Annotated in this window: 12 protein-coding genes and 2 pseudogenes; 4 read left to right on the plus strand and 10 right to left on the minus strand. The window is 60.5% G+C overall.

Annotated elements, in window-relative coordinates; genetic code table 11:
* Positions 1-12: 12 nt before the first annotated feature.
* Both FSO04_RS49080 and FSO04_RS49085 read left to right on the plus strand, forming a co-directional pair.
* Entirely contained in the window at positions 13-759 is a 747-nt protein-coding gene (locus FSO04_RS49080) for a beta strand repeat-containing protein (RefSeq protein ID WP_166618311.1), read from the plus strand.
* The gene (locus tag FSO04_RS49085; RefSeq protein ID WP_154566085.1) at positions 713-1,255 is read left to right on the plus strand and encodes a hypothetical protein; all 543 of its coding nucleotides are present in this window, start codon (positions 713-715) and stop codon (positions 1,253-1,255) included. Before FSO04_RS49080 ends, FSO04_RS49085 begins: the two co-directional genes overlap by 47 nt.
* Before the next feature lie 299 nt (positions 1,256-1,554).
* Here FSO04_RS49085 and FSO04_RS34945 read toward each other — a convergent pair whose 3' ends face one another.
* The 9 genes and pseudogenes from FSO04_RS34945 to FSO04_RS47855 form a co-directional block, all read right to left on the minus strand.
* Entirely contained in the window at positions 1,555-2,631 is a 1,077-nt protein-coding gene (locus FSO04_RS34945) for a protein-glutamate methylesterase/protein-glutamine glutaminase (protein ID WP_154566086.1), read from the minus strand.
* Between the two features lie 26 nt (positions 2,632-2,657).
* Positions 2,658-3,458, minus strand: a complete 801-nt coding sequence (locus FSO04_RS34950; protein ID WP_154566087.1) for a CheR family methyltransferase — start codon at positions 3,456-3,458, stop codon at positions 2,658-2,660.
* 62 nt (positions 3,459-3,520) lie between these two features.
* Positions 3,521-5,530: a methyl-accepting chemotaxis protein gene (locus FSO04_RS34955; protein ID WP_154566088.1), complete on the minus strand. Its 2,010-nt coding sequence runs from the start codon at positions 5,528-5,530 to the stop codon at positions 3,521-3,523.
* 39 nt (positions 5,531-5,569) lie between these two features.
* Positions 5,570-6,118, minus strand: coding sequence for a chemotaxis protein CheW (locus FSO04_RS34960; protein WP_154566089.1), 549 nt, complete (start codon positions 6,116-6,118; stop codon positions 5,570-5,572).
* Entirely contained in the window at positions 6,115-8,421 is a 2,307-nt protein-coding gene (locus tag FSO04_RS34965) for a chemotaxis protein CheA (protein ID WP_154566090.1), read from the minus strand. Before FSO04_RS34965 ends, FSO04_RS34960 begins: the two co-directional genes overlap by 4 nt.
* Positions 8,418-8,744 (minus strand): STAS domain-containing protein, encoded by a 327-nt coding sequence (locus FSO04_RS34970; protein ID WP_154566091.1) that lies wholly within the window; start codon positions 8,742-8,744, stop codon positions 8,418-8,420. The genes FSO04_RS34965 and FSO04_RS34970 overlap by 4 nt, the downstream gene beginning before the upstream one ends.
* 26 nt (positions 8,745-8,770) lie before the next feature.
* Entirely contained in the window at positions 8,771-9,139 is a 369-nt protein-coding gene (locus tag FSO04_RS34975; RefSeq protein WP_154566092.1) for a response regulator, read from the minus strand.
* 8 nt (positions 9,140-9,147) lie between these two features.
* Positions 9,148-10,188 carry a methyl-accepting chemotaxis protein gene (locus tag FSO04_RS34980; protein WP_166618312.1) on the minus strand — a complete coding sequence of 347 codons (1,041 nt, stop codon included), beginning with the start codon at positions 10,186-10,188 and terminating at the stop codon, positions 9,148-9,150.
* Between the two features lie 184 nt (positions 10,189-10,372).
* Positions 10,373-10,510 (minus strand): annotated as a pseudogene (locus FSO04_RS47855) (IS5/IS1182 family transposase); the annotation flags it as partial.
* A 490-nt stretch (positions 10,511-11,000) separates the two neighbouring features.
* Here FSO04_RS47855 and FSO04_RS34990 point away from each other — a divergent pair.
* Both FSO04_RS34990 and FSO04_RS34995 read left to right on the plus strand, forming a co-directional pair.
* Positions 11,001-11,555, plus strand: a pseudogene (locus FSO04_RS34990) (IS6 family transposase); the annotation flags it as partial.
* 91 nt (positions 11,556-11,646) lie between these two features.
* Positions 11,647-12,084 (plus strand): Fis family transcriptional regulator, encoded by a 438-nt coding sequence (locus FSO04_RS34995; RefSeq protein WP_154566095.1) that lies wholly within the window; start codon positions 11,647-11,649, stop codon positions 12,082-12,084.
* Between the two features lie 244 nt (positions 12,085-12,328).
* Here FSO04_RS34995 and FSO04_RS35000 read toward each other — a convergent pair whose 3' ends face one another.
* Entirely contained in the window at positions 12,329-12,685 is a 357-nt protein-coding gene (locus FSO04_RS35000; protein ID WP_154566096.1) for a helix-turn-helix domain-containing protein, read from the minus strand.
* Between the last annotated feature and the right edge of the window lie 478 nt (positions 12,686-13,163).

Raw genomic sequence — 13,163 nt, forward strand, 5'->3', positions numbered from 1 at the left:
TCGAGTGACTACATGCTGGGCCAGCTGGGCCTGAATCCCCTGGCGGTCGAGAAGCGCCTGGGCGACGGCATGTATGAGGAGCAGCTGGTGCGCAACCAGGTGACGCAGCTCACCGGCCGGGTCTATCTGCAGGGCTACACGAACAATGAGGACGAATACCGCGCGTTGATGACCGTCGGCGTGAGCACCGCGAAGCAGTTTAATCTCGAGCCGGGTCTTGCGCTGACGTCTGCGCAGATGGACGCGCTCACGAGCGACATCGTGTGGCTCGTGAACCAGACGGTGACGCTGCCCGACGGCAGCACGCAGCAGGTGCTGGCGCCGGTTGTCTATCTCGCGCACACGCATGCGAACGATCTGCAGTCGACCGGCGCGCTGATCGTCGCCGACGACGTGGAAATCCATGCGGCCGGCAGTGCGACGAATTCGGGTGTCATCAAGGGCGGGACGCAGACGGTAGTCAGCGCAACCGATATCCTGAACCGCGGCGGCTCGATCGGCAGCAGCGCGACGAACGGCACGACGGTCGTCTCGGCAACGAACGACGTCATCAACGCGTCCGGGCAGATCACCGGCAACCGCGTGGCGGTGCTGGCCGGTCGCGACATCGTCAACACGACGCTGGTGGATACCGTCGGCGTGAGCGCAGTGTCAGGCAACAGCAAGGTCAACGCAACCCTGCTTGGCGCGCAGGGCACGATTGCATCGACCGGTGACGGACACGACGACTGCGACTGGCTGGACACTGACGGGTGGTAACAATGCAACGACCGGGGGCGATCTGACAGTTCTGGCCGCGGGTCCGGTCACGACCGGTGCGACGGTCACGACGGGCGGCAGCGGCAAGATCGACATCGGTACGACGGCAGGCTCGGTGACGTTGTCGAACGCGGTGATGGCGGGCGGCAGCGGCTCGATCGAGCTGACGGCGGCGACCAGTCTGGCGGTCGACGCCGTGGTGAGTTCGACAAGCGGCGAGATCAACGCACTTGCGAAGAACGGCAATACCGCGCTGGGCGCCAACGTGACGACGACGGGCAATGCGTTCGTGCAGGCAAGCGGCGGGATTACGCAAAGCGCGGGCACGCTCGCGGCCGATGGCGCGGTGCTGACCGCCGGCACGACGATCGGCTCGAGCACGAATGCGGTCAACACCAACGTGAACACGCTGGCGATGGTGAGTGCGAGCGATGCCTACGACAGCAACAACAAGGCGCTGACCGCAGCGGCAAGGACGACCAGCAACGGCAACTAAGGTGGACGAGAAGATTCGAACTCTTACGTCAATTTGTGCCCACGGGCACCAGAGTCCGGGCGATGAGGAAAAGGCCGGATAAATCGGAAGCAGGCAACAGGTGTTTTGAGGGCGTCATGGCTAAAGTGAGCCGAAAACAAAAAATGTATATCGGTATTCATATGAGGTATCAGGAGTAAGCCTTTGCTGATTTTTTCGCAGGGATTGCGCTACTTAAATCGCCTCTGATTTCCGTACAAATTGCGACTGTATGTCGGCGGTCTGTGCGTCATCGCAGCAGAAAATCACGCTGTGCAGCGTCAACTACCGTAGCCGCTAATTTCGCGACCAATCATAGGCAACGGCACGGTTTTCTCGACGCCGCCGCGCTTGATGGCTTCCTTTGGCATACCGAATACCACGCAGCTTTCTTCGTCCTGCGCGATGGTGCGTGCTCCCGCGTTGTGCATCTCGAGCAGACCGGCTGCACCATCGTCACCCATGCCTGTCATGATGATGCCGAGTGCATTGGCACCTGCGCACTTCGCAACGGAACGAAACAGCACATCAACGGATGGTCTGTGTCGATTGACCTGAGGTCCGTCGAGTACCTCAACGAGGTACTGTGCGCCGCTGCGCTTGAGGACCATATGCTTGCCGCCCGGTGCAATCAACGCCAGGCCTGGCAACACGCGGTCGTTGTGGGCGGCTTCCTTGACGGTGATCCGGCACAACGTATTCAATCGCTCCGCGAAGGCCGCAGTAAACTTCTCCGGCATGTGTTGCACGATGACGATGCCGGGCGAGACGCGAGGCAGTCCCGTCAGCATCTCTTCGAGTGCCTGAGTGCCACCGGTCGACGTGCCAATGGCAACTACGCGCTCGGTGGTCTGTGACATCGCGCGCCCGGCTGCCGCCGGCAGGATCGCGTCGGCCGAGAGCTTCGGCAGGGGAGGCACTACAGGGTGCGGGTTGCGCACAGCCAGCCGGCCAACATTGGCCCGCGCTGCGGCGCGCACGGTTGCGACGAATTCATCGGCGGCCCCGGTGAGAAATTGCTTGAGTCCTAGGCGCGGCTTCGTGACGATCGCAACCGCACCGGCCGCAAGGGCATCAATCGTGGTTCGTGCACCCTTCCCGGTCAAGGTCGAGCAGATGACCACGGGCGTCGGCCGTTCCTGCATGATCTTCTTCAGGAACGTGATGCCATCCATGCGTGGCATTTCGACATCGAGGACGATCACGTCGGGCCACGCACGCTTGAGACGTTCAAGCGCCAGCACCGGATCGGCCACGGCATGCAGCACTTCGATGCCGGGCGCAGCATCGAGCAAGCCTGCCAGCACCTGGCGCACGACCGCCGAATCGTCGACCACCATCACTTTTATTGTTGTCATTCAACCTCCTCGTGCCGGGGGGCGCACTACGGCTTGCGATAGATCGACGGCGCCAACTGCGTCACCGCACTACTGACGTCGTTAAGACTTTCGGTGTGTCCGACGCAGAAATACCCGCCAGGCTTCAGGTTCGCCAATACCCGTCCAACCACCTCGCGCTTTGTCGCAATGCTGAAATAGATCATCACGTTGCGCAGGAAAATCACGTCGAAGCTGCCGAGGTCGGGCAGCGGTGCATTCAGGTTGGCCTGCAGGAAACTCACATGCTGGCGCAGGCTGCGGTCCACCAGCAACGTACCCGCCTGTTTGCCCATGCCCCGCAGGCAAAAACGTTTCAGATAGGCTGGCGGGATGTGTTGCGTGCGCTGCTCCGGATAGTGGCCGGTGTGCGCACATCGCAGCATGCGCACGCTGATGTCGGTACCGGTCACCTGGAACGGCCCGCCGTTCAGGCAGTCGGCCAGCACCATTGCCATGCTGTACGCCTCCTCGCCGCTGGAACACGCCGCGCTCCATACACGCAACGGCGGCTTTCCCGGGCGCGCTGCCGTTGCGATCGAGCGTAGAAAGTCGAAATGCCGGGGCTCGCGGAAGAAGTAGGTCTCGTTGGTGGTCAGCAAGTCGATCGCGGTCTGCACCTCGTCGGGATCCTGCGCGTCTTTGAGCAAAGCAAAATACTCGCTGTAGCTCGCAAGCTTGAGCACTTGCAGGCGCTTTGCCAGCCGGCCGCTCACGAGCGCCTTTTTCGCTGGCGAGAGGCTGAGCCCGGCGGCGTCCAGAATGAATCTCCGGAAGTTGTCGAATTCGTTGTCGGTCAGGGCATTCATCGCGGATCAGTCGAACGCAGCGTACGGCGACGAGCCAGTAGGGGCATCGTCGCTGCCTGCTGTCAGTAACGGGCGAAGTGAGATTCGTCGAGCGGCTCGCTTCCGCTGAGCGCGAGGGCCAGCGCCGCAGCGCGACTGGGGGGGCGTTGCGCCGTGCCTTTGGCAAGCTCGGCCGCGCGGCGCGCCGGACGGATCACCGGTGCGGCGGCATGCGCTCCGGACAGCTTGAAGAAACTCACGGCGCGCTGGAGCTGCTCAGCCTGTGTGCTCATTACTTCGGCAGTGGCAGCGAGCTCCTCGGAGCTCGACGCGTTCTGCTGAGTGGTCTGGTTGAGCTGTCCGACAGCGCCGTTGATCTGATTGACGCCGGACGATTGCTCTTCCGACGCAGCGGTGATCTCCTGCACCAGATCGGACGTCTTGCGAATGTTGGGCACCATCTGGTCGAGCAAGCGGCCCGCCTTCTCGGCCAGCTCAACGCTCGAAGCGGCCACGTCGCCAATCTCTTGCGCAGCGACCTGACTACGCTCGGCAAGTTTCCGAACCTCGGCGGCGACCACCGCGAAGCCCTTCCCATGCTCACCCGCGCGGGCCGCCTCAATTGCCGCGTTCAGCGCGAGCAGGTTGGTCTGGTACGCGATGTCGTCAATGATGCCGATTTTTTGTGCAATCTGCTTCATTGCGCTGACGGTCGCCTTGACTGCCTCGCCACCCTCGGCAGCTTCCTCGGCAGCCTTGCTCGCCATGCCGTCGGTCACACGCGCGTTCTCCGTGTTTTGTGAGATCGACGCGGTCATTTGCTCGAGCGATGCGCTGGTTTCCTCGACGCCGGACGCCTGAACGCTGGCCGCCTGCGACAGCGACTGCGCGGTTGCGCTCACTTCCTCGGAAGCGCCCGCCAGTGCCTCCGCACCGCTGCTGACCTCGCTCACGACCTCGGCGAGCTTCGTGACCGTGCTGTTGATACTCTCGCACAGCGCTTTCAACTGACCTTCGAAGGCCGTGTTCGCCACCTGTGTCAGGTCGCCGTTTTCGATGGCCTTCAACACCCGGCCCGTCTCATTGAGCGGCTCGATCACCGCGTCAAGCGTCAGGTTGATCCCCTCCACAATGCGGCGGAAATCGCCGTGATGGGTCCTCGCGTCGGCGCGTGTGTCAAGTTGGCCAGCACGGGCAGCTGCAACCAGCGACGCAGTATCAGCGATGAGCGCTTTCAGGTTGCCGCGCACCTGTTCGATCGTGTCATTGATGAACGCCTTTTTGCCGGGAAACTGTTCGAGCGGCGCCTCGAAGTTGCCGCGGCCGAACTCGGCGATGCAGGCCATCGCCTTCTTCTTTACCGCGATATGGCCCGCGACCATCGTGTTGATACGTTCCGCCATCGTGCGGAAATCGCCGTTGAAACCGTCGGTTGCAATGGTCACGTCAATGTCGCCCCTGTCGTGTTCGGCCGACATGCGGTTCATCTCGGCGATCAGCCTCTTCAGGTTGTCCCGCACCTGCTCGATCGTGTCATTGATGAACGCCTTTTTGCCGGGAAACTGTTCGAGCGGCGCCTCGAAGTTGCCGCAGCCGAACTCGGCGATGCAGGCCATCGCCTTCTTCTTCACCGCGATGTGGCCTGCGACCATTGTGTTGATACCTTCCGCCATCGTGCGAAATTCGCCTTCGGCACGGGTCACGTCGATCACCGCATCGATGTCACCGGCGTCGTGCGAACGGGACATCTGGTTCAAATCCGCCATCAGCCGGCGCAACGCTGTCGCTACGGTGTCCAGAGCCACCAAAAGGGGATGCGTTGCGTCCCGCGCACTGACACCGGACGTCACGTCGAGACGGCCCGCAGCGAACTGGCTGGCAATCTGCACGGCGCTTCTGATCGGGCGTGCGACGCTACGTAGCACCAGCGCGGTCACCGAGGTGGTGAGCATCATCGCGCCGACGGCCAGTCCGAGGGCAACCTCCAATGAGATCAGGCGCAGCATGCCAAGGGCGCACACTGCCAGCGGCAGCGCGACGCTGCCGACAAGGCACAGCCAGAGGCGGCCGGCAACAGACGAAGTCTTAAACATGGTAACGGTTCCCATTTACGTCGTATGTACGAATCGGATTCAGGGTGCAAGGACCGGGACCCCGGTTTCGCCCTGTACTACAAGTTCGGCTAGCTGATCGAACGAAAGAACATGTTCGACCGATAGCAGGATCACAAAACGGTCGCGCACCCTGGCCATTCCGCAAATGAACTCTGTGCGGATGCGTGCGCCGAACGCAGGCGACGGCTCGATGTCGGTCGACACGATGTCGAGGACTTCGCTGACTGCATCGACGACGACGCCGATCACCTGGCTGTCGCCGCTCGCGCCAGTTTCGACGATGACGATGCAGGTTCGCTTGGTCACCGGTGTCGGCTGTTTGCCGAACCTGGCCTGCAAGTCGACGACGGGCACCACCGCCCCGCGCAGGTTGATCACGCCGCGCACCGACGCTGGCATCATCGGCACTGTGGTCAGGTCGTGGAATTCAATGATCTCCTTGATTGCCAGGATGCCGATCGCGAACATCTCGCCGTCCGACGTGAAAGTCAGGTACTGCGTCGGCTCCAGTTTCGATGCGAGTTGTCCGTGCGTGGGCTGCGGCACGGCTTGCAATGCTGTGGTCATGACACCCTCTGCTCAATACGAGGTAAGTCGGGATTCATCGGATGGCGCAGCGCCGTTGCAGTGATGCGGGCGCCACCATCGACCGGGCCGGAACCTGTGTCGGCCGGTTGCGGCACGCCCATCGCCGCAGGGTCTGGCTGGCTAGCCAGTTGCATCAGAGCCGGAATGTCGAGAATCAGCGCGACATCGCCGCAGCCCAGAATGGTTGAGCCGCCGATGCCACGGACGTTTCCGAACATCTTCGACAACGGCTTGATGACCGTCTGCGCTTCGCCGAGCAGCCGGTCAACGACCAGGCCGAAACGCTGTCCTGAATGCCTGACGATGACAATGCTGGAGCGCGGTCCCGGGTCGCCGCTCACGCCTAATAGCGTGCGCAGCCGGATGAATGGCAGCACCTCGCCGCGCAGGTTCGTGTAGTCGTGCTCGCCGCTCGCCGAGAACTCGACACACTCGTCGACCATATCGAGTGGGAGCACGAAAACGGATTGTCCGACGCCGATCTGGAAACCGTCGATGATCGCAAGCGTTAGCGGCAGGCGTACCGATACCGTGGTGCCGAGTCCGGGTCGGCTGGTGATGCCGATGCTGCCGCGCAGCGCGGTAATGTTGCGCTTTACCACGTCCATACCGACGCCGCGTCCAGACAGATTGGTGATCTTCTCAGCTGTCGAAAACCCGGGTTCGAAAATCAGTCCGTAGACCTCTTCGTCGGCGAGGCTGCGCCCTTCCTCGATCAAGCCCCGTTCGACGGCCTTCGCCACGATGCGCTCACGGCTCAACCCGCCGCCGTCGTCGCTGACCTCGATGACAATGGCGCCCGAATCGTGAAACGCATTGAGGGCCACCGTACCGCGCATCGGCTTGCCGCACGCGGCGCGCACCTCGGGTGGCTCGATTCCGTGATCCACGGAATTGCGCACCAGGTGGGTCAGCGGGTCGCCAATTTTCTCGACCACGGTTTTGTCGAGTTCGGTATCCTCGCCATCGACAACCAGCTCGATCTGTTTGCCGATCTCGCGTGATACATCGTGCACCACGCGGCGGAAGCGATTGAACGTCGCGCCGATCTTGACCATGCGCAGTTGCAGCGCGCTGTCCCGCACCTCCTGGATAAGACTGCTGAGCGTCGCTGTGCATTCCTGAAACTCGACATTTAGCGTGCGTCGCGCCACCAGGTTGGCGCTGGCCGAGGCGGTGATCAGTTCGCCGACAAGGTCGATCAGGTGATCAAGCTTGTCCGCATCGATCCGGATCGAGCCTTCCCCCTGTGTCTTGTGTTCCCTGACTGATCTGGAACTGAGAGGTACGCTGCCGGGCGCTGTGGGCAGAACAACCGGTGTGTCCGATGAGAGGGGGACGACGGCTGCTGCCAATTCGTCTTGCTCCATGGCGACAAATGGCACAGCAGCCGGGAATACCGTAGCTGTCGACGCCAGCGCCCCGATGTCCAGCTCATCAGCAGCCAGTGTGCCGCAGCGGACCAGCAGCTCGGCCACGCGTGCGTCGTCTTCTGGCAATTCGCGGATCAGCTCGATATAGTCCGAAAGTCGGCAGTCCGGCGGCAGGATGTGCACCGCGCAGTCGTCGTTCACGAACTCGAATACCCCTTCGATCGCAGCTTGCTCAGCGTCGCTCGCAAACGCAATCTCGAAGCCCAGGTAGCATGATTCGGGGTCCAGATCATGCAGCGCCGGCACCGCATCGGGCAGCATGGCGATGCCGGTGATTCGACCCAGCTTGTTCAGGTAGTGGATGATGGACAGCGGGTCCATCCCGTTGCGCAGCACCTCGGTGCCGAAACGCAGCGAAATATGCCAATCCCGCACGCGTGCGAAGCCGTGTTCCGATTCCGTGGCTGCCATACTTGAAGTGGCCAGCACGGCAAGGACCGCCGGAGTGTCCGCCAAGGCATGGCGATCATCGAGGTAACCCTGCAGTTGCGCGACCAGCGGCAGCGAGCGTGCATGGACCTCTTCATCCTCTTCGACGTCGGCCGCCGTGACCAGCGTGCCAATATGGTCGCCTGCCGCAAGCAGCAGCGGCACCAGCGCTTCGTCCATACGAACCTCACCTTCACGGACGCGATCGAGCACGCTCTCGACAATATGGGTGAACGTCACAATACTATCTAGTCCAAAGAGCCCGGCCGAACCCTTGATGGTATGCGCGGCGCGGAATATGGCGTTGATCGCCTCGGCCGAGTCGGTACCGTGCTGGATGTTCAGCAGGGCGCTCTCCATGTTCTCCAGCAACTCGCGGCTTTCGACCATGAACGTCTGCAACGCGTCGTCAAGGTTCATGAGCATTTCTCCGCAAATCGGACGACGTTCAGGCCGGCATCGCTTGGGTGTTCGTCGAACAGCGCAGTGATGTCGAACAGCGCAAAGACTTCCGCAACTGTGCTGCTGCAATCGACAATGCGGAAAACCTGGCCCTTTTCCGCAGCCATCCGCTGAGCGGCCACCAGCAGTTGCACGCCAGCGCTGTCGATCGCGGTCACCGCGGACAAGTCGACCGTCAGTGCGCCGACGCCGCGCAATGCGACGAGCAGTGTGTCCTTCAGTTCGAGTACGCGATAGATCGTCAGCTCGCCGTCCAGTTGCACAGTGCCGCGTGAAGTCATCTCGATGGGCCCCGTTTCGACGGGCCTCACGGCAACACGAGCTTTTCGACTGCCGCTAGCAGTTGCGCCGGCTGAAACGGCTTGACCACCCACGCCTTGGCTCCCGCAAGTTGGCCTTCGCGCTTTTTCGCGTCCTGGCTTTCGGTAGTCAGCATGATTACCGGGGTGAACTTGTACGCGGGAAGTTGCTTGACAGCCTTCACGAATGCGATGCCGTCCATATTTGGCATGTTCACGTCACTGATCATCAGGTGCACCTTTTGCCCTTGTAGGCGTGTCAGCGCATCCTTGCCATCGCAGCCTTCGATGACGTGATAACCAGCACCCTTCAGCGCAATGCCGACGACTTGCCGTACGGATGCCGAATCGTCGACGATCATGATGGTTTTTGTCATGAGGCTCCTCAGAAAAAAGTGATCTCTTGATTCTCGCCGGATTGGCTAACTTGCACACCTTGGTGCACCGAGTGCTCGTCAGTCATCGCGTAGGTCTGCTCGAGTTCCTTGAGCAAAGCGTTCGCATCGAGCGCATACAACGCGCCTTCGCGTTCGCACAGAGTGCAGTGTTCCTCGATGATGTCCGGCGGGCGCTCAATGTTGCCCTTGACATGGGCCATGATCTGGCTCACTCGGTCCTGAAACTGTAATTGCACCAGCGCTTCGTAGACCTCTGCCTTGATGCCGTAGCTTTCGTTGCGCAGCAGTTCCGCCGCATCAGTCAGCGACGACGTGAATTCACGGAACTGACTGAGCACCTGCTGGATCGTCCGTTCCGAATCGCTGATCGCCTTTTTCTCCTGTTCCGTTGATTGCTCTGCCGCGACGCGCGCCGCAGCGATCGCCGCGTTGATTGCACTAATCTTCTCCGCAATCAAGGTCCCCGTTTGAGCAGATCGACCCGCCAAAGCGCGGACCTCCTGCGCCACGGTCGCGAAACCGCGGCCGACGTTGCCGGCGTGCGCGGCCTCGATCGTTGCATTGATCGCCAGCAGGTTGGTTTGCTGTGTGATCTGGGCGATAGCCTGCACCATCTGCTTCAGTTCATTGACAAAACCCTGCAAACCCTGCACCTTCGCGAGCATCTCGGCTTTGCTGTCGACCGTCGAACGCAACAGCCGCATGACAGCATCGAGTTTCTGTTCGCTGGTGGCATAGACCTCAGCGGCTGTTGTGCCGCGTGCAGCGCCACTCGACGCGTCGAGCGTGCGATCCAGTCGCGCTGCGATTTTGCCAAAGCGAGCGCTGAGCGCGGTGATTGCCGCCTCCATTTGTGTGCGCGACGATTCGATCTGTCCCGACCAAACAGGAGCGACTTCAGCGCTGAATGATTTCTGGCTGTCAAGATAGCGCTGACGATCCTTCTCTTCCCGCCGGCGAGCATTCAACGAGTGCTGCCCCGCGGCCAGGCCGGCGGCGAACAGCGACGCTCCGACCAGCACGCCCATCGCACTCCACGACGAGAACGCAGCACTCGCTACGCCTCCGAGGACACCCAGTACGGGAGCGCCTAACATCTGCACTTGTTTCACGGATTCTCTTTCTTGTTCATATGCAAGTCATTCCAAAGTCTTGCTGTTGACGGATGCCTGGCACTAAGTGTCGCCGCACCGTGTCGTCAGGTGCCGTCCGCATCTTCACCAACATCCCGAACGTGCAGGCAAGCGATACAAAGATGAGATAGCTGTCAGCGAGCTTGTCGTCGCGAGTGAGGACGCGACGAAAATGCCTGAAGTGGTTGAAGGAGCGTTCAATCCGATTACAGGTGCGGCACGGGGCAACGCTATAACGCAATGCCTCCTGTCTCGGTTCGAGCGGAACGGATCATCCTGCCTCGCTCACGCAGAAGTCGGGGATTCGAACGGATTTCATGAAAATTCAAACCGCCTCTGATTTTTCTGGCAGGTAAAAGAAGGCCCATGCAATATTGGCGCTGCCACACGCAAGATCCGCATGCACTAATCTATTTGTAGGCTAATTCCTACTCTTAAAATCAGGCAATCCTCAATACGGACGTTGTCACGTTGCCGGGAAGGCCTCGTAAAATCCTGTGATGAAGAATGCAAAATCGCTTTATCACAGCCACCTTTTGGACTGCGATATAATATTTTCACCATGCCAACGGTCACCGGCGGATTGTTGATAGCGGACCTGTCGCGAACGAAGGTTCGTCACCGCGACAGGTAAGTGCACATACTGCCATCGTCCCGCATGCCGATCTTCCCCCGCTTGAGGGAGGAACGGCTGACACCGGACATGCGATCATGCCGACGGCGTGTTCCGCTGGGTGAACAAGCTGGTGCCGCTGTTCGAGAAGACGTTTCGTAAGCACAAGCGGCCGATGGGCAAGAGCTGGCGGATGGACGAAACGTATATCCGGGTCAAAGGCCAGTGGAAGTACCTCTACCGGGCGGTTGACAAGGCCGGTCAAACCATCGATTTCCTGTTCAGAGCCAAGCGCGACAAGGTGGTAGCGCGGTGCTTCTTTGAAAAGTCGATCGCTCAGAATGGTGTGCCTGAGACGGTAACCATCGACAAAAGCGGCTCCAACCTGGCCGCACTGCACGAGGTGAAAGCCGAGCGCGAAACGCCCATCCAGATCCGTCATGTCAAGTATCTGAACAATGTGGTCGAGCAGGACAATCGGGTCATCAAACGCCGAACACGGCCGATGCTGGGGTTCAAGGATTTTCACTGCACCCGCATCATGCTGAGTGGCATCGAGTTAATGCGCATGATCAAGAAATGGCAGATGAAATGCCGGGGCAAGACTCCGCTGTTTCCCGCTCAGAAGTTCTATTCGCTAGATTCATAAGTAATCCTTTGCATAGCGGCTTTGCTCGGCCAGTTGTGGTTACCGCGACAAAACCGCAGCAGGCCGATCATGAACATTCAGGAACGCAGCCATGGCAACACCGAGGAAGGACAAACAACGCAGCCGGTCTGACATGGAGGCGCGCCGTTCAAAGACACTGTACCTGCCGCTACCGCGAGCGGAAGCTGACCCGATCATATTGCGCTTCCGGATGGCACTTGAAACGGTACGCGGCGGCCACGCAGACAGACTTACCGTCAATCTCCTCGCGACGGTCGTGCTGCTCACGCGCTTTCTGACCGAAGCAGGACACGGGCTGCTCGATCTGGCGGTATTCGATGACGCGGAGACTGCGCTTGGCAACATTCTGAAGGAAGGAAACGAGACGGACGTCTGGACCATCGGGCAACCGGTGACCGACATACTGACAGTCATCGTCAACGAACATGACCGGCAACTGCGCGAGACCAGGCTGCAGGCCATTGCCGAGGCAAGCCGGCGATTCGACCGGCATTTTGCGCCATCCTGAGCCCCGTCAACTGCCGGGCGGTCTGCAGTGTTGTGCAACAACGGCGTGTGATTGATGACAGATCCACATCGATCTTCGCGACAATCCCAAACATTTAACCGCTAATTCTCGTTCATTTTAAAAATTCTGATGCTGATAGCGTCCGGTCGGGGCGTGTGATGGCGGCTCGCCCTACTTCCTCCTGAATGACGTATCTTCGATACCGCGTCTGCGCCGGCGCGGCTTTTTTTCGTCACTGCCCGGTTCACCGGGACCGGTCGCGGGCGAGCATCGCGAGCCGGCGCTGTGTGGCCAGCTCCGAGTCGTAGCCGGACAGCGGGCCCTCAACCGTACGCGTGATGCGAAACCTCGCCACCGCTACCGATGTCGATACCGGCGGGGCGTCCTGGCCTCCAGTTCGTCGCGCGTCAGGCGCCTCGAGCTCGAAGTGAACGACCCGGGCCTGCGTCCGGGATGCCCGCAGCCGCCCTTCGTCGACCAGCGTATGCAGCATCCCGGCAACCGCCGGCCGCGATACACCAGCCAGCTGGGCGAGGTGCGCTGCCGTGTACTTTCGGCCCCGTCGCATGCGCCCCAGCAGATCTGTTTTCGTGATTGTCATGTAGTGCCGGATTTATTCCGTAAACCGATAATGTGAAGTTCACATTATCGGCCCACCGGTTACTGACGTGCTCCGACTAAATGTCTAAATTTTCCTCAATTGCGGAAACAGGCAAGCCTGACATGATTTTCAGCACATCCCTACACCGGCTCCGCTATAGCGTTCGTTAATTCATGCCGTATACCAGCAATATGCATGAAGAATGAAGACATGCCGTATTCATTCTGGGTGATTGATTACCCAGCCCCCACTTTTTATGGTGTCGATTAACCTGGCGCAAACCATCAACGACCTATCTTCTGCCATTACCACTTTCTCACGTCCTGGTGCGGCCCCGCAACAGCCAGGACCTTCACGTGGCGTCTTTGATGTCGCTCCGCGTGTGCGCGCGTTGCCGCAACAGCGTCGCGAAGCGGTCCGCGTTCAATGGCCGGCTGACGTGGAACCCCTGGATCTGGTCGCAGCCGCGCTCGCGAAC

It is taken from the genome of Paraburkholderia madseniana, assembly GCF_009690905.1.
Lineage (GTDB): Bacteria > Pseudomonadota > Gammaproteobacteria > Burkholderiales > Burkholderiaceae > Paraburkholderia > Paraburkholderia madseniana.

Coding starts and splice junctions, on each gene's coding strand:
- FSO04_RS34980 (WP_166618312.1), bottom strand. CDS start 10,188: ATGGGCGTGCTGGTCGGAGCGTCGCTGTTCGCCGCCGGCCTGGCCGCG.
- FSO04_RS34995 (WP_154566095.1), top strand. CDS start 11,647: ATGGCAACACCGAGGAAGGACAAACAACGCAGCCGGTCTGACATGGAG.
- FSO04_RS49080 (WP_166618311.1), top strand. CDS start 13: ATGCTGGGCCAGCTGGGCCTGAATCCCCTGGCGGTCGAGAAGCGCCTG.
- FSO04_RS34950 (WP_154566087.1), bottom strand. CDS start 3,458: ATGAATGCCCTGACCGACAACGAATTCGACAACTTCCGGAGATTCATT.
- FSO04_RS35000 (WP_154566096.1), bottom strand. CDS start 12,685: ATGACAATCACGAAAACAGATCTGCTGGGGCGCATGCGACGGGGCCGA.
- FSO04_RS34965 (WP_154566090.1), bottom strand. CDS start 8,421: ATGAACCTTGACGACGCGTTGCAGACGTTCATGGTCGAAAGCCGCGAG.
- FSO04_RS34945 (WP_154566086.1), bottom strand. CDS start 2,631: ATGACAACAATAAAAGTGATGGTGGTCGACGATTCGGCGGTCGTGCGC.
- FSO04_RS34970 (WP_154566091.1), bottom strand. CDS start 8,744: ATGACTTCACGCGGCACTGTGCAACTGGACGGCGAGCTGACGATCTAT.
- FSO04_RS34975 (WP_154566092.1), bottom strand. CDS start 9,139: ATGACAAAAACCATCATGATCGTCGACGATTCGGCATCCGTACGGCAA.
- FSO04_RS34960 (WP_154566089.1), bottom strand. CDS start 6,118: ATGACCACAGCATTGCAAGCCGTGCCGCAGCCCACGCACGGACAACTC.
- FSO04_RS34955 (WP_154566088.1), bottom strand. CDS start 5,530: ATGTTTAAGACTTCGTCTGTTGCCGGCCGCCTCTGGCTGTGCCTTGTC.